The organism is Streptomyces sp. CB02056, from assembly GCF_001905545.1.
GTDB lineage: Bacteria > Actinomycetota > Actinomycetes > Streptomycetales > Streptomycetaceae > Kitasatospora.
The window spans coordinates 28,743-46,041 of sequence record NZ_LIPD01000023.1 but is presented as its reverse complement, the minus strand read 5'-3'; the positions used below and the strand labels follow the sequence as shown (position 1 = coordinate 46,041).

The window sequence follows — 17,299 nt, the reverse complement described above, 5'->3', positions numbered from 1 at the left end:
GCAGGCGTCGCCCTTGGAGGGCGGGCCCGATGGGCCGAATGCCGGGTGCCCCACAGTCGCCGCCGGCCCCGCACCCGGCCCGGGTGACGGCAGACTCGAACCGCCCGGCTCGGGAGCTGTGCTCCCGCCTCCCCGGCATCCCGTCGCCGACGTGCTGGAGCCGACTGCGGGCGGTGACCCGGCCCTGACGTCCCCGAGGGACTGTGCCGTCGCTGTAGCAGCCCTTGTTGTCGGACACCTCGCAGCACTCGCCCACCGGCACCACACCGTCCGACGGGCCCAGCCCCATGGCCGCGCCCGTCCGCTCCGCGCACAGCCACCAGGCCGGCGCCACCGCCCCGGTCGGGAGCGCCACCGCCAGCCCCCTCGTCACCGCACGCCACAGACCCCTCTCCTCATGCGGCTGCCGTCGGTGTCGCTGTCCGCACTGTCGCTTTCGCGGGTGCCGGTGCGCCCGGAGGGGTCAGGAGTAGTCGGTCTCGACGGTGAGCTGGGGCACCCAGGCCTGGTGGATACGGGAGTGGAGCGGGCCGCCGGGCGTGTAGTCGTACTCGTAGTACATGTACGGGGACCAGGAGAGCCGCATCGGACCCGAGCCGGGAACCGGCGGCGGGAGGGCCCGCGCGGTGAACGTCACGGACCGGCTGTCACCGGGCGCGATCGGGACCCGGGGGTGGAACACGGCGGTCTTGCCCGAGACGGAGCAGTCGGTGACATCGCCGCCGCAGCCGACGGCCTCGACGATGCCCGGTGTCACGTTCATCGGCCAGTTGGGCTCGATGTACTCGTAGGAGAACACGATGTCCGTGGTCTCGGTGTTGGTCAGGGTCATCGTGATGGTGAAGGTCTCACCGGGACGGACGGTCTGCCGGTCGATGGAGTAGCTGTCCCAGGTCGCCTCGGCGGACGCCGGAGACGTCAGCATCGCAAGCCCAACACCTAAGAGCAGGGCGATAGTTGTGGTGATCCTCTTCGTTCGGAAGGGTCTCATGGGGGAGAGGATACGAACGCTTCGGGCCGCTGTCCGCCGGTTCACGGCATCCGGTCGGAGCCGCACCGCCGGGCGGCGGCCCCGCAGCCGCCGGTACGGCGGGCTCCGCCTGGTGGCCTGACCTCCGCTGAAGTACGGCGCCGGTGCGCACGCCCGCCGCCGTACCCGCCGCGGGTTCAGCCGAAATCCGCGCGTTCGGCAGCGCGAACCGCTTGCCGGGCGAGCCCACGGTGAGTAGGAACTGGCCCATGCTGGCGGCGAACCCCATCGCCAGCGTGGAGACGTCGTTCGGGATGAGCCGCATGGTGTCGTAGACGGCGAGCCCCGCGCTGACCGACCCGCCGGGGCTGTTGATGTACAGGCCGATGTCGGAGCGCGGGTCCTCCGCCGACAGCAGCAACAGCTGTGCGCACACCCGGTTCGCCGACACGTCGTCGACCTGGGTGCCGAGGAGGACGATCCGCTGGGCGAGCAGCTGCGCCGCGAGGCGGTCGTCGAAAGGGCTGGACGGCGTCGGCCAGTTCGCGGACGGCGTGGTCGCCGACGGGGCGGTCCAGCTCGGAGGTGTCGTTCATGGCGCCCTTCGGTCCCGACCTGCGGTCAGCAGCCCGAAGGCTACCGGCGCTCTACCCCGAAGGCACCGGGGTTTCCGGCCGGTGCACCGGCACCGGCAACCCGGGGCGCGCCGCCCCTCGGCCCGGCAGGCCTGGGATCCGCTCCGGGGCGATCCCGAAGCCGCCGCGGTACGCGGCGAGGGTCCGTCCGAACACCGCATCACCCCCCCGCTGCACGGGCGTCACGCGATGGTCTCGCCGAGGTCGGTGAGTGTCGCGAGATTCGTCGCGGGGCGGCAAGGCGCATACCCCTTGTCGTTTGCCTTCGGTAGTTCGTTGTTCACCGCTTCGACCCCCCAATTGCCGATCGGCTCAGGTGCCGCCCGTCTGCTGGTATGTGCGACTCATAAACGACCTACAGAACCTTCATGGCGTCATGTAGAGTCTGCGCCGCCATGCATGACTGACACTCAGAAATGGATGGCTTGGGCAAACCGAGTCGAGGTCGAACCGACTTCGATATCAAGTCAATTCATATCGATCAACCACGGACTGTCCTGGTTTGCACCGCCTTTGATGCAAACTTACCCAGGAAAAGGAAATGCGCACAGAAGAACATCGCTGGCCCATCGCAGGGGGCGGGGCCATCGCCGTCACCGGCTTGGGAGCCGCCCTCACCGCCTCGGCCGACACCGTCTCGACCGCCGGCTCCGCGCCACCGGAAGGGGCCACGAAGGCTCCACCGCAGGCCCGTTTCCTCGCGGGGGCGCGTCGACGTGCCTCCGACCCCTCCCGCAGCTCCGGTGGATCCACGATAGGAAGTCCCATGTCCCGCAAGTCCCGGTCTCGTTCCCGACGGGCAGGTGTGCTGACTGCCGTTCTCGCCGCCGGTGCGCTGTCCACCCTCGGCACGGCCCCGGCGGGTGCCGTGGTCGGCGACGCGGCCGCGGCCGGCGCCTCCGCCACCACCGCGCGCCTGGTGATCGGTGACAGCCTGCGCGGCTGCACCGGCGCGCTGGTCGATCAGCTCTGGGTGATCAGCGCCGCGTCCTGCTTCTCCGACGACCCGGCGCAGCCGCAGGCGCTGGCCGCCGGCGCGCCGAAGTGGAAGACCACCGCCACGGTCGGCGCGACGTCGACCCAGGTCGTCGAGCTGGTGCCGGGTCAGGGCCGCGACCTGGTGATGGCCCGCCTGGCCACGCCCGTCCAGGGCGTCACGCCGCTGACGGTCGGCACCTCGGCGCCGGTCGCCGGTCAGTCGCTGACGGTGACCGGGTTCGGGCGCACCAAGACCGAGTGGGTGCCGCCCCAGGCGCACACCGGCTCGTTCAGCCTCGACACCGTGAGCGCGACCGGTGTGGGCATCACGGGTACGGGCGGCGCGGCGGTCTGCAAGGGCGACACCGGTGCCCCGGTGGTCCGCGAGGTCAACGGCAAGTCCGCCCTGGTCGGCGTCATCTCCCGTTCCTGGCAGGGTGGTTGCCTCGACACCCCCGCCGGTGAGACCCGCACCGGTGCCTACGCCACCCGCGTCGACGACCTCGCCGCGTGGGTGTCGGCCCAGACGAGCCGGTCGTACGAGATCCTCAACCCCGCCAGCGGACGCTGCCTCAACCTCAAGGGCGCCGGTCCGACCTGGCCGAACAACACCGAGATCATCGCCTGGGACTGCACCCTCGGCGCCAACAACGAGAAGTTCCAGCTCACCCCGGACGGGCTGCTGCGCAACCCCGCCAGCAACCGCTGCCTGAACGTCGCCGGTGCCGGGCCGTGGAACAACGGCAACCCGGTCATCCTCTTCGACTGCGTCGCCTCCGCGGGCAACGAGAAGTTCGAGTGGACCGCCGACGGCCAGCTGCGCAACCCCGCCAGCAACCGCTGCCTCAACGTCTTTGGCGCCGGCCCGTGGGCCAACGGCACACCGATCGTCCTGTGGGACTGCGTCGCCTCCGCGGGCAACGAGAAGTTCCAGCTCGTCGCCGACAACGAGATCCCCCACCCGGTCGGTCGGATCAAGAACCCTGCCAGCGACCGTTGCCTCAACATCTCGGGCGCCGGCCCGACCTGGCCGAACAGCACGCCGATCATCCTGTTCGACTGCAACGGCCAGAACAACGAGCTGTTCCAGCTCACCGCCGACGGGCAGCTCTACAACTACACCAGCAACCGCTGCCTGAACGTCGCCGGTGCCGGGCCGTGGAACAACGGCAACCCGGTCATCCTCTTCGACTGCGTCGCCTCCGCGGGCAACGAGAAGTTCGAGTGGACCGCCGAGGGCCAGCTGCGCAACCCCGCCAGCAACCGCTGCCTGAACGTCGCCGGCGCCGGCCCGGTCTGGAACAACGAAACCCCGATCGTCCTGTGGGACTGCACCGGCGACCCGAACGAGAAGTTCCAGCTCATCGCCGTACAGGCCTGACCGCAACCCCGGATCAAGAGTGGTGGGGTGGCCGTGGCCGGATGCCGCGGTCACCCTTCCGGTTTCGGCTGTTTCAGCGGTGGGCGGCCCGTGGAACGCGCCGTCGCCCCACCGTCGGCGGCGAGGTACCGCGCGGACGTGAGGTCCCGGATGGATTCGCTCCGGGGCGCGGTCCTGCCGCCGTCGTCCTGCCGTCGCCGCCTCGTCGCGCCGGCGGAACCTGGGGCGGAGCCTGTTCCCAAAGATCCGGGCACCATCTGGCCAGGTCAGGAATCGAACGTCGAATCGCAGGGCGGACTCCCGGTGTGCCAGGATCTGCTGCTGTGACCCGCGATCCTCTTGCCGGCCTGGACGATGTGCCCTGGGCCCAACTGCAGCACTCCTATGGCAAGGCCGACGATGTACCCGGACATCTCCGGGCGATGCAGACGGGGGATCGGGAGGGCCCGTACCCGTCGAGCGCGCTGCTCGCGAACAAGATCGTGCACCAGGGCACGCGGTCGCAGGCCGCGGTGCACACCGTCCCTTTTCTCGTGCGGATGGCGCTCGACCCGAGATCGGTCGACAGGCATCGGTTCGTCGGTCTGCTGGTCGCCATCGCGATCGGGCTGGACAACAACCATCTGCCGAACGGCTACAACCCTCGGGAAGACCGCGACTACCTGGCAAGGATGCGAGGCGAGGCCGACGACTGGGCCCGGTGGATCGCCGAGGCCGCGGACGACGAGCAGCGCAAGCAGCGCGAGGAGGGCTGCGAGCAGGTGCTCATCGACGCCGAAGCGGTGGTGGTGTGCTACGACGCCGTTCGGGAGGCGCTTCCCGCACTCGCCGTCCTGCTGACCTCGAACAGCCCTGAACTGCGCGCCGAGACGGCGAACCTGCTCGCGTGGTTCCCCGAGTCCGCGTCGACGTCGATCCCGCTGCTGAAGGCGTTCGTCGCCGACGAAGCCTCGCCGGGCGCCGCGGCGACGGGCCTGGTCGCCCTCGGGCTGCTCGGCGATCCGGCGGTCGTCCCCTTCGTCGAAAGCTACCTGGACAGCCCCGTCGTCGAACTGCGCTGGGCCTCCGCCTTCGCGTTGACCCGGCTCGGCATCGCCGGCCAAGCCGTCGTCGACGTGCTGGTCCGGGTCGTCGCCCGGCCGCCGGAAAGGACCGCGACGATGTCGTTCCTGAGTGGCTCCTACGGCGGCCTCGCAGTGACGGCCCTGGCCGAGATGCCCGAGGCCACGACGCTCCGGGCGGTCGATGCCATGCTGGCCGGCCTGGCTGACTGCGCGGGCGGCGACAGGCAGGGCGACAGGTACTACATCACGCACACGCTGTTCACGGCGGTCTTCCCGGGCGAACCAGCCGAACCGCCGCAGTCCTTCGGGGACCTGAGTGACGTGCAGCAACGTGTCGTGCGGTTCGTCGCCGACCAGGACGACGCCGGCTGGCCGTACCACATGACGGACGCCCTGAACCGGTGGAAGGTGCCGACCGGACACTCCGACCTGCGCGTCTACGTCGGGAGTGTCTAGGGCGTGTCTTCAAACTCGCGTCTGCGGGGCGACGCTCCCCCAGCCTTCGGCCGGGAGGTACCCCCAGGGCACAAGCGCACCTCGCCGCGTTGTCGTCGGTCGCCAATGGCCCCCAGCCTTCGGCCGGGAGGTGCCCCCACCGCAGTGGCCCCCTCCTCCGCCTTGCGATGCACGCACCCCAACGCCGCCCCGCCCGCCCTCCGGGCGGACGACGCGAGTTCGAAGACAGGCCCCAGGCCCGCCGACGGGTTGACCTCCGACGCCCGGCGCCGGTGGGACCGATCCGGCAGTGGAAACCGAAGCGCGGAGCTTCGCCTGAGCCTCTGCCCCCATCAGGACAACCCAGGACCGAATGCCTGGAGGCCGCCGTCCCGCGGGGTGATCGACGGCGTCCTGTGGGCAGGGCCGGGTGCCCGCCCTCGTCGACGGACTTGCCGGGCGGCACGGGACGTTCCCACACTTGAGTGATGCGAAGGGGGCGTCATGTGGGTGGTACCGGGCCTGCTGGTGGGGGCAGGGACGGCAGTGGCCGCGACCTGGCTGAATGCCGGCGTCTGGATGGGCAAGCTGTACGGCATCGAACGGCGCGCGAAGGGACGGGAGTTCGACCCCAGTGTGGAGGAAGTGGCCTGCCTGGCGGGCCACCTGGTGGAGCTGAGGCTTCTGAAGATGCACGACGCGGGCCGGATCGTCGTCTCCCGCTCGGGGGACGTCACCGCGACCGTGACCGCGACCGACCCGGAGGACTACTTCGAGGCGGCGGCCGTCCGCAGTCTCGGTCCCACCCGCACTGGTGACATGAGGACGCTGACCATGTGGTTGGACGACGACGCGCCGCCACACGCCGTGCGCCGCCGCCTGGTGGCAGCGGGTCTGCTCAATGACGCAAAGCTCCTCGACCGGGCGTCGCTGGCCGAGGAGTTGATGGTCCTGGTGTCCTTCGTGGTGGCCGCGGTGGGCGTGGCCGCCTTCGTGTACGCACTCGTGCGGGACGAGAGCTGGCTCCTCCCGCTGCTGGCCTTCCCCACGCTGTTCGCGGTGGCCCGGCTGGCCGTCGCACTGGTGGACATGTACGGGGACTTCAGTCGGCACACCGGGCTCGGCTCCCGGGTGCTCTCCGAAGCCCGGTCGGCCGACCGTCGCGAGCACGGGCCCACGGCCGACCGTCGCGAGCACGCGCCGATGGCCGTGGCCCTGGTCGGGATGTCGGCCCTGCCGGCCGAGCACGCCCTGCGGGTCTGCCTCGAAGCCTCCCGCGCCCGTGCCTCGGCCCGAGCCCGGGCCAGCAGGAGCACCCGCCGCTCCCACAGCGGGGGCAGCTACAGCGGCAGGAGCTGCGGCAGCAACGGCCCGATCGGCTGCGGGACCAGTTGCGGATCGAACTGCGGCTCCTGACCACGGGAGAGTACGAGTCCCCGGCGGTGCTTCCGGGAAGAGCGGCCGGGAGATGTGGACACCCGTCAGCTCGACGCCAGGACGGGCCCGAAGCCCGTTCCGGGGCTCCGCACCTGATGGACCGAACGGGTGCGGTGGCGTGGGCGTCCCACATCGACCCGGGGGCCGGGCGTCTGGCGGATCCACTGGGCCGGGGGTGTGGCGGCCGGGACGGCGGCACGGTCACGGTGCTGCGGGTCGGGCCGTACCTGTGACGCGGTGTCGGCGGGCGGGCCGGTTCAGCGCAGCACCTCCAGCTCCGGCCAGTCGTCGCCGGGCCGGTCGAGGAAGCCGGTGGGCCGCCCCGTCAGGTACCGCGCGAAGAAGGCGGCGACGGCGGTGCGCTGGGCGGCCAGGGAGCGCCGGGGGTCGACGGTGCCGATGAGTCCGGCCGCGTCGGGGACCGGGAGGCGGCGGACGAGCTGGGGCAGGAGGACCTGGAGGTCGGTGTACGAGCCGTGGGCGGCGTTGCGCAGCCGCAGGGCATGCCGGGGGCCGGTGGACGCCGCCCAGCACGAGGCCCAGCTCGGTTCGGTGCGCAGGGTCTTCGTGCCGGAGGCCATCAGCAGGAAGGGCTTGGCGAGGCCGCTGTCGGCGACGGGTCCGAGGAGGGCGCCGTCGAGGTCGGCGGCCGCGCGGACGCGGGGCTCGTCGTGGGCGAGCTGGGCGGCGACGGAGCCGCCGAGGGACTGCCCGAGCACGCCGGTCCTGGCCGGGTCGGCGGCTTCGGCGAGCCCGTCCGGGAGCGGGCCGGTGCCGGTGTCGGTGCCGGTGTCGGGGCGGTCCCCGCGGGCGAGGCGGTCGAGTGCGCCGAGGACGAAGCGGGCGTCGGCGAGGCGGGCCCGGGAGTGCCCGGCGAGGAGGGCGGCGACGACCTCCGGGGTGAGGTCGTCGGGGAGCGGGAGGGCGCGTTCGACACGGCCGCCGGGGAACTCGACCTGTTCGGCCTCGTACGTGGAGTCGAGGGTGACGACGAGGTGGCCGCGGCTCGCCAACTCCTCGACCAGGGTGGTGCCGAGGGCGCGCGTGCCGCCGTCGCCGGGGGAGAACAGCACCACGGGCAGCCGGCCGGCGCGGCGGGCGACGGGCGCGCCGGTGCGGGCGTGGGTCCTGATCCCCCGCCAGTCGGCGGCGCCGGCGGGGACACCGAGGGCCGGCGCGGAGTGCGCGTCCCAGTCGGCCGCCGCGGCCGGGGGCAGCCAGGGGGCCGTCGGGTGCCCGGCGCCGGGTTCCGCCGGGTACCAGAGGCCGGCCATGAGCTCCCGGTAGGGCTTGGCGGGGAGGAGGGGGTCGGGGCGGCTGTCGTCGACCAGGTGCAGCGCGACGGTGCCGACGGGCCAGGGCCCGGTGGGCGCGGGCAGGCGCAGCGGGACGGGGGCGGCGGGGCCATGTCCCCCGGCCGGGGCGGCGGCCACGGTGGCGAGCGCGGCGACGCCGAGCGTGCCGAGCAGGGCGCGGCGGGTCGGGGGCATGGGCGGGGGCATGGCGCGTACTCCTCAGGTGGTGCGGCTGCGGGGTCGCCACCAGGGTTCCGCCGCCGGGGGGTGCGGGGCGCCCTGCCGGGGGACGATCCCGCCGGTGGGCGCGGGTCGCCCCGGCGCGCGTTCGCTCCTCCGCGCGGAGGAGCCCCCGGTGTCCCGGGGTCTCCCTCGGTGTCCGCCGGCGGGCGGACGCCTTCGCGGGCGCGAGGGCCCTACCGTGGGGCTCCGGCGAGGACGCCGGACGACGCGGACGCGAGGACGGACACGATGACCGAGACCGGCGCGGTACGGACGGGCCCGCCGGGAGCCCTCGCCCGGCTGCCGGGGCGGGTGCCGCCCCTGGTGGCGGACGCCGCGCTCGCGGCGGCCCTGTTCCTGGTGACACTCGGGCCGGGGCGGGTGGCGAACGGTACGGGCTTCGCGCTGCAGACCGCCCTGGTGCTGCCGTTGGTGTGGCGGCGGCGGGCGCCCCGGGCCGCGTTCGGGGCGATCGCCGCCGCGGCGCTCGCGCAGTGGCTGCTGGGCGTTCAGCTGCCCGCCGACGCGGCGTTGCTGGTCGCCCTCGGGACGGTGACCGCGCGGGCGCCGTACCGGTCCGCGTGGGCGGCGGCTCTGGTGGCGGTGGCCGGGGCGGTGCTGGCGGCGGCGCGCTGGGCGCCCGAGGGCCGGTTCCCCGCCTCGGCCGCCGCGATGACGGCGGCGGTCGCCGCGAGCGCGCTGCTCGGGGCGAACGCCCGGATCCGGCGGGCCGCGCGGGCGGAGCGGCTGGCACGGCTGGAACTGGACCGCGACGAGCGGGAGCGCCTGGCGGTGGAGGAGGAACGCGCCCGGATCGCAAGGGAGTTGCACGACAGCGTGACGCACGGCCTGTCAGTGGTGGTGGCGCTGGCGGACGCGCTCGGGCACGCGAGGCCGGCCGACGCCTGCGCCGTGACGGCCCGGATCGCGGAGACCGGGCGGCAGGCGCTGACCGACATGCGGCGGGCCCTGGGCCTGCTCCAGGACGCCGGTCCCGACGCCGGTCCCGACACGGGGCCCGGGGACGACCGGCGGTCGCCGCCGGGGATCGGGCAGCTCAGGGCGTTGTGCGAGCAGATGGAGGCGGCGGGCCTCGTGACCCGGCTGCGGGTGGACGGCGAGGCCGCCCGGGTGCCGGCCGCGGCGCAGCTGACGGTGCACCGGCTCGTCCAGGAGTCGCTGACCAACGCGCTGCGCCACGCGCCGCAGGGGTCGCGCGCCGAGGTGCGGGTGTCCTGCGCGCCGGGGGCGGTCACGGTCGAGGTGACCGACGACGGGCGGGCCGCAGGGACCGGGCGGCCGGGATCCGCCGGGTCCGGGCGGGGTCTCGCGGGGATGCGGGAGCGCGCCGCGGCCTTCGGCGGGGTGCTGGAGGCGGGTCCGCGGCCGGGCGGCGGCTGGCGGGTCTTCGTACGGCTGGATCCCGGGGGCGCGCCGTGAACGTCCGGGTGCTGCTGGTGGACGACGAGGAGCTGCTGCGGCTGGCGTTCGGCATGATCCTGCGCGCCGAGCCGGACATGGAGCCGGTCGGGGAGGCGGCCGACGGGGCGGCGGCGGTGGAGCTGGCGCGGCGGCTGCGGCCGGACGTGGTGCTGATGGACGTGCGGATGCCGGGCACCGACGGCATCGGGGCGACCCGGCGCCTGCTGCGCGAGGTGCCCGGGACGCGGGTGCTGGTGCTCACGACCTTCGACCTGGAGGCGTACGCCGTCGAGGCGCTGCGCGCCGGGGCCTGCGGCTTCCTGCTGAAGAACAGCCGGCCGGAGGAGCTGCTGGGGGCGATCCGCGACGTGGCCCGGGGGGACGCCGTGGTCTCCCCTCGGGTGACCCGGCTGCTGCTGGACCGCTTCGCCCACCGGCTCCCCGCCGCCGGAGCCGGGGGCGGGGGCGGGGGCGACGCGGAGCGGCTGCGCGTGCTGACCGCGCGCGAGCGGGAGGTCCTGTTGGGGGCCGCCCGCGGCCTGACCAACACGGAACTCGCCGCCGCCCTCGGTCTCGCGGAGCCCACGGTGAAGAAGCATCTCGGCCGGGTCATGGCCAAGCTGGGCCTGCGGGACCGGGTGCAGGCGGTGATCTTCGCGTACGAGTGCGGGCTGGTCGGGCCGAGGTAGGCGCGAGCGGCCGCCGTCCGGCCGCCGTCCCCGCGCGCCGCCGCCGGTCCGCCCGCCGGGTCCCCGCGCGCCGCCGCTCGGCCCGTCGGGAGCCGCTGGCGCGCCCGTGGCGAAGCAGCCCGTCCGGGCGCACGGTGTCTTCCCTGCCTTCGGCGAAGTGGTGGGTGGTCAGCGGGAGCACGGCTTGCCGACCTCTTGGATCCTGCCAACCTTCGGGGCGTGTCGGGCCCGTCTATGGCCGGTACCGGTCGGCGAGGTCGCCGTAGCCGCCCGCTGTCCAGACCGTCTTGCGGAACTCCGCGAGGCCGAGCGACCCGGTGCCCTGTCCGGCGGCGGGCGGGAAGTGCGTGGTGCCGCAACGGGCGCAGTACCAGGCCTGGTTCCAGAGCCGTTCGGCCCGGGGCCGGCCTGCCAGGTGCCGCCGCCTGGCGAGGAACAGTGCGGTCGCGCCCGCCAGCAGGGCGATCGCGACGGCCAGGATCAGACACGACCCCCAGAGCGGGACCAGCGCGTCGTTCGCGTCGGCGAGCGCGGCCGCCGTGTGCGTGGCCGGGGAAGCCGGAGCGGCCTTCGGAAGGTCGCCCGGGAGGAGGTCGGTGGGGAAGTCGTTCGGGAACCCCGGGTGCGCGGTCACCCAGTCCGGCGGCGAGAGGTCGGGCTTCCGGGCGACGGGCGCGTCGCGCGCCATGGTCCCCTGGACGAAGGTGAAGACCGCCCCGACCAGCGTCACGAAGCCCAGGGATGCCAGCGTCTGGACCGCCGTGCCGACCGCGGGCGGCGCGGGCGCCAGGGCCCGGCCGAGGGCGGAGACCTCCTCGCGGGTCTCAACGCGGCCGTCGCGGCCGGAGGAGCGCACGGTGACGTTCCGCCGCTCGCCCAGGTGGACCGCCGGCACACTGCGGACCTGGTCGGTCAGCGCGCAGCTCGGGCAGGGCGTCAGGGCACCGGGCGGCGGTGGCGCAAAGACGGCGTCGTTGATCGGCATGTACGGAAATCCCCCCAGGAGCACGACGGTCGGGCGACCGTTCGTATCCGGGTGGACGCAGCCGCACGGCCTCCGGTTGCCGCCGCCCCGACCGCCCCGTGCCCGCCGCTGCGCGTCCTCGGCTTCGGCCTGGGCCGGCTGCCCGCCGGGCGCCCCCCACGGTGCGGCACGGCCGGCCCGGTGGGTCTCACCAGGCGGGGCGCGGATCCAGGGGCGAGGTGAGGGCACCCTCCCCGAAGGCTCCCGCCACCGTCTCCGGCCGCCACAGGTAGCCCGGTGAGGGCGGGTCGGTTCGGGAGGTTCCGAGAGGCACGGGGTTGTAGTACCGCTGGTGGCCGGGGATCGGCACCTCGGTCAGGGCGCCGTCGCGCATCATCCACAGCCCGTAGCAGTCGTCCTCCTCGTCGTGGATCAGCACCTGCACGCTCTCCGGGTGCGGCCACGCCAGGGACTCCAGTTGCCGGAGCAGTCCGCTACGGTGGCGCAGCCCGTAGAACTCGATCACCCACCCGCCGGCGAACAGACCGAGCGGCTTGAAGCGCCAGTGCGGCGAGTCCTGCCGCGTCAGCGGCTCCATGGCCTCGTCCGCGTACGTCGCCAGCACGATCACCTGCGCGATTCTGCTCATGCCGCAGTATCCGCGCGGCCTGTGCGCCCCTGGCAAGAGGATTTCCGTCCCGACCGCGCCCGCGAAGCCGCCCACTTCCTGTGCGCGTGGTCTGGGCGGGGGAGCGGGCCGGTGCGCACGACCGCCGTTCCCGTGTCCACGTCCGCGCCGCGTCGGGCGGCAACGCGGCGGCGTTGCACCGGGAGCCGACCGGACCACCCCGCCGCCCGGTCGGCCCGGCCCGTCGGCCCCTGCGGCCCGCCCCTCTATCTCCAATGACCATTGTTCCTAGAATGGCCGCATGGAGCACATCGAAGCGATCGCCGCCCTGCACGACCCCGTGCGCCGCCGCCTCTACGCGTACGTGGCGGCCCAGGGCCGCGAGGTGGGCCGGAACGAGGCGGCGGAGGCCGTCGGGGTGGCGCGGACACTGGCGGCGCACCACCTGGAGAAGCTGGTCGAGGCCGGGCTGCTGGAGAGCGGCAGCCGCAGGCTCACCGGGCGGTCGGGGCCGGGGGCGGGGCGGCCGGCGAAGGTGTACACGCGGACGCGCGCCGAGCGGGTGGTCTCGCTGCCCGCGCGCGACTACCGGACGGCCGCCGAACTGCTCGCCGAGGCCGCCGAGCGGGCCGGGCTGGACGACGGGCTGCGCGCGGCCGCGCGGCGGCGGGGGGAGGCCGAGCGCGGAGCGGCCGCGCCCTGCGGGGGGCTCGACGAGGCCGTCGCGCTGCTGACCGCCCGCGGGTACGAACCCCGCCTGGAGGAGGGGGCCATTCGCATGCGCAACTGCCCCTTCCACTCCGTCGCCGAGCGATTCCCGCCCCTCGTCTGCGGCATGAACCTCGCCCTCCTGGAGGGACTTCTCGGCGCGGACGGCGCCCTCCATGCCCGGATGGACGCCCGGCCCGGGGAGTGCTGCGTGGTGGTCGAGCCTTCTAAAAACAATATTGATTGACATAGAAAGAAGGCCCGTGCTGGGATGGCGCCATGACCTCCCACCACCTCGCCCAGTTCAACGTCGCCACGCTCCGCCACCCCGTCGACGACCCGCGCATCGCGCCGTTCGTCGATCTGGTCTCCCCGGTCAATGCCGCCGCCGACACCGCCCCCGGCTTCGTCTGGCGGCTCGCCGCGGACGGGAAGGACGACGCGACCGCCCTGCGCCCGGCGGGCGAGGACGTCATCGTCAACATGTCGGTGTGGGAGAGCCGGGAGGCGCTGTGGGAGTTCACCTACCGCAGCGGGCACCTGGAGGCGATGCGGCGGCGGCGTGAGTGGTTCGAGCGGAACGTCGAGGCGCACCTGGTCCTGTGGTGGGTCCCGGCCGGGCACCTGCCGGACGCCGACGAGGCCCTGGAGCGACTGGCCGACCTGCGCGCGAACGGCCCCTCCCCGCGCGCCTTCACCTTCAACTCCCCCCGTACTCCGGACGGAGCCGCACCACACCCGGGCGCGTGAGCGGGCCGCTCCCGCCGACCTGGGGGCCGGTCCCGCGGGCCACTCCTCCGCCACCGCGCCGCGTGCTTCGGAGGCCGCGGCGCCGGCCAGGGCGACCAGCGGCCGGGGGAGGGAGCGCCGGCGTCGCTCCCACGCCCGCCCCGCCCCGTCCTCGCCTGCCGGCGCCCGGAGCGGGCCGGCGGCCGCGGGCGGTGACAGGACCGGCCAGGGGGAGCCCTGGTGACGGAGCATCCCCGGGAAGTCCGCCTCGGCGCCCCGGCCGTCCCCGGCACGCCGCCAGGCCGTACGGGCCCGAGCGCGGGGGGCGAGCGGCTTCCCCGTGCCCGGTGCGCCCCGGTGTGCGCTCCCAGGAATCTGGGATGGGACGGTCCCCGCGCGAATGTGAGAATTTCCTCCACGGTGTCACGTCATGCACATGACGTATCGCTGCGCATCCCTTCCACCGGAGGAGCTCCCCCATGAGTTCGCGCACCAGGCACACCAAACGCACCAGGCACGTCAACCGCACCGCCGTCACCTCGGGAATCTCCGCGCTCGTCGCGGTTGCCGGGCTTGGCCTCGGCGCGGCGCCCGCGCACGCCACCCCCTATCCGCCGACCACCCAGTGCGACCCGGCCAAGGACACCTACTGGGAGGACGTCGACAACGTCAGGGTCGAGCCGACCGTCACCGATTTCCTCGCGGTCGCGGTCGCCCCCGGCACGACGGGCACCTACACGAAGACCCTCAGCGAGGTCGCCACGGTGAGCACCACGATCAACTCCAGCGTCGAGGTGAGCGCCGAGTTCAAGGCGATCTTCGCGAGGGTGAGCGTCAAGGTCGGATTCTCGGTGTCGGACACCAAGGCCACCACCCGGACCACCACCGTCACCGACACGGTGAACTTCAACAGCCCCGGCTACTACGGCCTCTACCGCGGTACCCAGAAGGTCACCGGCGAGTGGGTGCGCTTCATCTGCGCCCGTGACGGCAACATCGGCTACTGGGTCGAACTCAACCCGGGTGGTCCGGGCACCTTCACCACCTTCAACGTCATGGAGCAGGGAACCGTCGCCTGCTCCTTCCCGGAGCCCGCAGGCACCCTTCGAGCCGCCGCCCGCGCGCGGCTCGCCTGCTGATGCCCCCGACCACCGGAGCAGCCAGGCCCGCCCCTTGCGAAAGCGAGTCCACGATGCCTCCTCGCCCGCACCGTCGGCACGCCCGTGCCCGCCGTCCGCTGAACGTCCTCGGCGCGGCGGCCGCCGCGTGCGTCCTGCTGTCCACCGCCGCCCCCGTCGCCTCGGCCGCCCCCTCCTCGGCCGGCCCCCTCGCCGCCGACCCTTCGAGCAACTACCGCTGCGACCCGGGCCTGTACCGGATCAACACGGCCGACGAAGGCCGGCCGCTGACCGTCGCCCTCTCCTCCGGGAACTACGGCACCGTCCTCCAGTACTTCTGGAACAACGAGTCGAACCAGAAGTGGCGCGTCTGCCGGAAGCAGACCTCCGACGGCCGCACGCTGGCCTACCTCCAGGACGCCATGCGGCGATGGTGCATGGCGGTCGACCACTGGGGCCAGGAGAACGGCGCCCTGATCACCACATACGGCTGCATCGACGAGGACGTCCCCGCGAACCAGTCGTTCTGGATGGCGTATGTGCACGGCAGTACCCTGTTCGCGCTCCAGGCCCAGCACTCCGGCAAGTGGGTCGCCGCCGCGAACCACTCCGACAAGGACATCGACCAGATGGTCCAGGACGTCAAGCCGGACCTTTTCCACCTCGTGGCCGTCTGACCATCGGGCGGTGAACTCCTCGACACGGCGGGCGCCCAGCCCGCCGTGTCGGGCCCGCAGGCGGTGACCGCGGCCGGGTCGCCGGCCGCGCGCAGGACCAGGAGCTCCCGGTCCGCCGGCCGCTCGACCACCACGACGACGCCCACCACCCCACCCTCCTCCCCAGCGGGCGCCCGTACCCGGGAACGCCCACCGGGGGAGGAGGACCGCGTCCCGCGGCTTGCCGGACCGCGACGCGGCCGCCGGACCGGTCCCCGCCGCCCGCCCGGGCAGCGCGCTGTGCCGGGTGACAGACTGTCACCCATGAGTGATCATTCCGGCCGTCCGGCCCGGCGCCCGCTGTGGCAGCCGTTCTCCGAGTCCGCCACCGACCAGGCCGTCCCGCAGGCCGGCCGGCCCCGGCTGCTCGCGATCGAGCGGGCCCCGTTCCTGGAGCCCGCCGACGGCAGCGGCATCCCCGCGCGGCAACCGGCGCCCGCCCGCCGCCGGCTCGGCCACGGCGCCCTCCCCGACACGGCGGCCGACGACCGCACCTGACCCACCGCTGAAGGGCGGTGCGATGCCCGAATCCGGTGCCGGCGGTGGCCACGGCTCCGTGCCAGTGGCGATGACGGGACCGCAGGCGAGGTCCCGCGCGGCCGCCATCCGTTCGCGGTCCTGGGTGGCTGCGGCGAGGTTTCGGGCGTCTTTCTCCGCCTCTGTCACCTTCGCGGCCGGTCAGTTCCGGTCGGCGACGCCGGCCTCCAGGACGGAGACCACGGCGAACAGCGAGAAGCAGACGGCGCCGAGGCCGACCAGGACCCGGGCCGCGACCGTCACGTCCGGGTCGGCCGACTCGAACAGGAACGCCGACATGAACAGGCACAGCAGTGTGGTGCCGACCGGGACCAGCGGGACGCGGCCGGCCGGCGGCGCGGCACGGCGCCAGCCGAGGGCGAGCAGCAGCACCGCGCTCAGCACTGTCCAGCACAGCAGACCCAGCCCGATCTGCACGTACCCGGTGGCCAGTTGACCGGGCCGGGGGTCCAGGGCGACGACGACCAGGCCCCCGGTGATGTCCATGGCGCCGAGCACGGCTGCCGGGACGAGCCACCAGACCCGCTCCCGCCGGGTGTAGGTGTTCCGGATCTGCCGCAGCAGGGTGATCACCAGCCCGATCAGGGCGGTGCAGACGATCGCCTGGTCGACCACCACGTGCCCGGCCGTGAAGCGCCCGTCCGAGTCCCCGCCGCCCCCGTTGGCCAGCATGACGGTCGCCCACGCCCAGGCGGCGGCGGCCGCAAGGACCGGGACCGCCACCAGCGCCCGGGCCGCGGACCGGCCGAACGGCGCGGGCGAGCGCGGCGGGGAACCCTCCGGCAGGACGGCGTTCTGCCCGATCAGCGTGAAGCGGGTGGCGACCGCGGCCACCGACGAGACGCACACGCAGACCAGGCCGATGCCGAGGACCACGCTGCCGGCCACGAAGTCGGCCACCGGCCGGTGGCTCTCCGCCAGCAGGCCCAGCCCGTAGCCGACGGCGGCCCCGGACACCGCGAAGCCGAACGCCGGGTAGCCGATCCGGTCCAACGCGCCGAAACGGCCGGTCAGTTGCCGCACGACGGTCGCCGCGACGGCGAACAGGCAGAGACAGACGGCGGCCAGGAAGACCAGCGTCAGGCCCGCGACCCGGGCGCTCGGCCCGGTGGAGTGCGCGAGGACGTAGCCGCCGAGCGCGGCCGACACCGCGCCCATGAGCAGCGGAATCGCCCGGAGCAGCACGCTCATTCCGTGGTCCACCAGGTCTCCTCGTTCCCTCGCGCTCGCCGGTTCCGGGCGGCAGTCAGTGTTCAGCCCACCGGCTCTCCGGTCGGCACCCCGGCGGCGGGTGTCCACGGATTTCGTCCGATCGGCTCACGGCTGCTCCGTCCCGACTGGATCCCAGCTCACGTGTCCCGCACCCTTCTC

15 protein-coding genes and 1 pseudogene are annotated in these 17,299 nt (G+C 73.9%); 10 read left to right on the top strand and 6 right to left on the bottom strand.

Going from position 1 to position 17,299, the window contains the following annotated elements; all coding sequences use genetic code 11:
- Positions 1–463 precede the first annotated feature (463 nt).
- A complete protein-coding gene (locus AMK13_RS37895) occupies positions 464–925 on the bottom strand; it encodes a hypothetical protein (protein ID WP_074006104.1) in 462 nt (153 codons plus the stop codon).
- Positions 926–1,154: 229 nt separating this feature from the next.
- Positions 1,155–1,505 (bottom strand): annotated as a pseudogene (locus tag AMK13_RS37890) (ATP-dependent Clp protease proteolytic subunit); the annotation flags it as partial.
- Positions 1,506–2,410: 905 nt separating this feature from the next.
- Here AMK13_RS37890 and AMK13_RS37885 point away from each other — a divergent pair.
- The 3 genes from AMK13_RS37885 (at position 2,411) to AMK13_RS37875 (ending at position 6,879) form a co-directional block, all read left to right on the top strand.
- On the top strand, positions 2,411–3,964 hold the full coding sequence (locus AMK13_RS37885; protein ID WP_074006103.1) for a ricin-type beta-trefoil lectin domain protein: 1,554 nt from the start codon (positions 2,411–2,413) through the stop codon (positions 3,962–3,964).
- Between the two features lie 323 nt (positions 3,965–4,287).
- A complete protein-coding gene (locus AMK13_RS37880) occupies positions 4,288–5,484 on the top strand; it encodes a HEAT repeat domain-containing protein (RefSeq protein ID WP_143204737.1) in 1,197 nt (398 codons plus the stop codon).
- A 483-nt stretch (positions 5,485–5,967) separates the two neighbouring features.
- Positions 5,968–6,879 (top strand): TIGR04222 domain-containing membrane protein, encoded by a 912-nt coding sequence (locus tag AMK13_RS37875; RefSeq protein WP_079272885.1) that lies wholly within the window; start codon positions 5,968–5,970, stop codon positions 6,877–6,879.
- A gap of 278 nt (positions 6,880–7,157) precedes the next feature.
- Here AMK13_RS37875 and AMK13_RS37870 read toward each other — a convergent pair whose 3' ends face one another.
- A complete protein-coding gene (locus tag AMK13_RS37870; protein ID WP_107418973.1) occupies positions 7,158–8,402 on the bottom strand; it encodes an alpha/beta hydrolase family protein in 1,245 nt (414 codons plus the stop codon).
- A 264-nt stretch (positions 8,403–8,666) separates the two neighbouring features.
- Between AMK13_RS37870 and AMK13_RS37865 the strand changes: the two genes are divergently transcribed.
- On the top strand, positions 8,667–9,857 hold the full coding sequence (locus AMK13_RS37865; RefSeq protein ID WP_074006099.1) for a sensor histidine kinase: 1,191 nt from the start codon (positions 8,667–8,669) through the stop codon (positions 9,855–9,857).
- Positions 9,854–10,528: a response regulator transcription factor gene (locus AMK13_RS37860; RefSeq protein WP_074006098.1), complete on the top strand. Its 675-nt coding sequence runs from the start codon at positions 9,854–9,856 to the stop codon at positions 10,526–10,528. The genes AMK13_RS37865 and AMK13_RS37860 overlap by 4 nt, the downstream gene beginning before the upstream one ends.
- Positions 10,529–10,760: 232 nt before the next feature.
- Here the strand turns inward: AMK13_RS37860 and AMK13_RS37855 are convergent, their stop codons facing one another.
- Complete coding sequence (locus AMK13_RS37855) at positions 10,761–11,513, bottom strand: hypothetical protein (RefSeq protein ID WP_049655690.1); 753 nt, start codon at positions 11,511–11,513, stop codon at positions 10,761–10,763.
- A gap of 187 nt (positions 11,514–11,700) precedes the next feature.
- Positions 11,701–12,141, bottom strand: coding sequence for a hypothetical protein (locus AMK13_RS37850; protein ID WP_074006097.1), 441 nt, complete (start codon positions 12,139–12,141; stop codon positions 11,701–11,703).
- 280 nt (positions 12,142–12,421) lie between these two features.
- Here AMK13_RS37850 and AMK13_RS37845 point away from each other — a divergent pair, with 280 nt between their 5' ends.
- From AMK13_RS37845 to AMK13_RS37825, 5 genes are all read left to right on the top strand, one after another.
- Positions 12,422–13,075: a helix-turn-helix transcriptional regulator gene (locus AMK13_RS37845; RefSeq protein WP_074006096.1), complete on the top strand. Its 654-nt coding sequence runs from the start codon at positions 12,422–12,424 to the stop codon at positions 13,073–13,075.
- A gap of 32 nt (positions 13,076–13,107) precedes the next feature.
- Positions 13,108–13,578 carry a DUF3291 domain-containing protein gene (locus AMK13_RS37840; RefSeq protein WP_074006095.1) on the top strand — a complete coding sequence of 157 codons (471 nt, stop codon included), beginning with the start codon at positions 13,108–13,110 and terminating at the stop codon, positions 13,576–13,578.
- A gap of 458 nt (positions 13,579–14,036) precedes the next feature.
- Entirely contained in the window at positions 14,037–14,696 is a 660-nt protein-coding gene (locus AMK13_RS37835) for a hypothetical protein (protein WP_074006094.1), read from the top strand.
- 53 nt (positions 14,697–14,749) lie between these two features.
- Positions 14,750–15,352, top strand: a complete 603-nt coding sequence (locus AMK13_RS37830) for an RICIN domain-containing protein (RefSeq protein WP_074006093.1) — start codon at positions 14,750–14,752, stop codon at positions 15,350–15,352.
- Between the two features lie 303 nt (positions 15,353–15,655).
- Complete coding sequence (locus AMK13_RS37825; RefSeq protein ID WP_074006092.1) at positions 15,656–15,889, top strand: hypothetical protein; 234 nt, start codon at positions 15,656–15,658, stop codon at positions 15,887–15,889.
- A 180-nt stretch (positions 15,890–16,069) separates the two neighbouring features.
- Here the strand turns inward: AMK13_RS37825 and AMK13_RS37820 are convergent, their stop codons facing one another.
- On the bottom strand, positions 16,070–17,131 hold the full coding sequence (locus tag AMK13_RS37820) for a DUF2776 family protein (protein WP_074006091.1): 1,062 nt from the start codon (positions 17,129–17,131) through the stop codon (positions 16,070–16,072).
- Positions 17,132–17,299: the final 168 nt, after the last annotated feature.

Bases quoted from the DNA above. Each gene is read 5' to 3' on its own strand.
- AMK13_RS37895 (WP_074006104.1), bottom strand. From the start codon at position 925: ATGCTGACGTCTCCGGCGTCCGCCGAGGCGACCTGGGACAGCTACTCC.
- AMK13_RS37875 (WP_079272885.1), top strand. From the start codon at position 5,968: ATGTGGGTGGTACCGGGCCTGCTGGTGGGGGCAGGGACGGCAGTGGCC.
- AMK13_RS37870 (WP_107418973.1), bottom strand. From the start codon at position 8,402: ATGCCCCCGCCCATGCCCCCGACCCGCCGCGCCCTGCTCGGCACGCTC.
- AMK13_RS37865 (WP_074006099.1), top strand. From the start codon at position 8,667: ATGACCGAGACCGGCGCGGTACGGACGGGCCCGCCGGGAGCCCTCGCC.
- AMK13_RS37855 (WP_049655690.1), bottom strand. From the start codon at position 11,513: ATGCCGATCAACGACGCCGTCTTTGCGCCACCGCCGCCCGGTGCCCTG.
- AMK13_RS37850 (WP_074006097.1), bottom strand. From the start codon at position 12,141: ATGAGCAGAATCGCGCAGGTGATCGTGCTGGCGACGTACGCGGACGAG.
- AMK13_RS37845 (WP_074006096.1), top strand. From the start codon at position 12,422: ATGGAGCACATCGAAGCGATCGCCGCCCTGCACGACCCCGTGCGCCGC.
- AMK13_RS37840 (WP_074006095.1), top strand. From the start codon at position 13,108: ATGACCTCCCACCACCTCGCCCAGTTCAACGTCGCCACGCTCCGCCAC.
- AMK13_RS37835 (WP_074006094.1), top strand. From the start codon at position 14,037: ATGAGTTCGCGCACCAGGCACACCAAACGCACCAGGCACGTCAACCGC.
- AMK13_RS37830 (WP_074006093.1), top strand. From the start codon at position 14,750: ATGCCTCCTCGCCCGCACCGTCGGCACGCCCGTGCCCGCCGTCCGCTG.
- AMK13_RS37825 (WP_074006092.1), top strand. From the start codon at position 15,656: ATGAGTGATCATTCCGGCCGTCCGGCCCGGCGCCCGCTGTGGCAGCCG.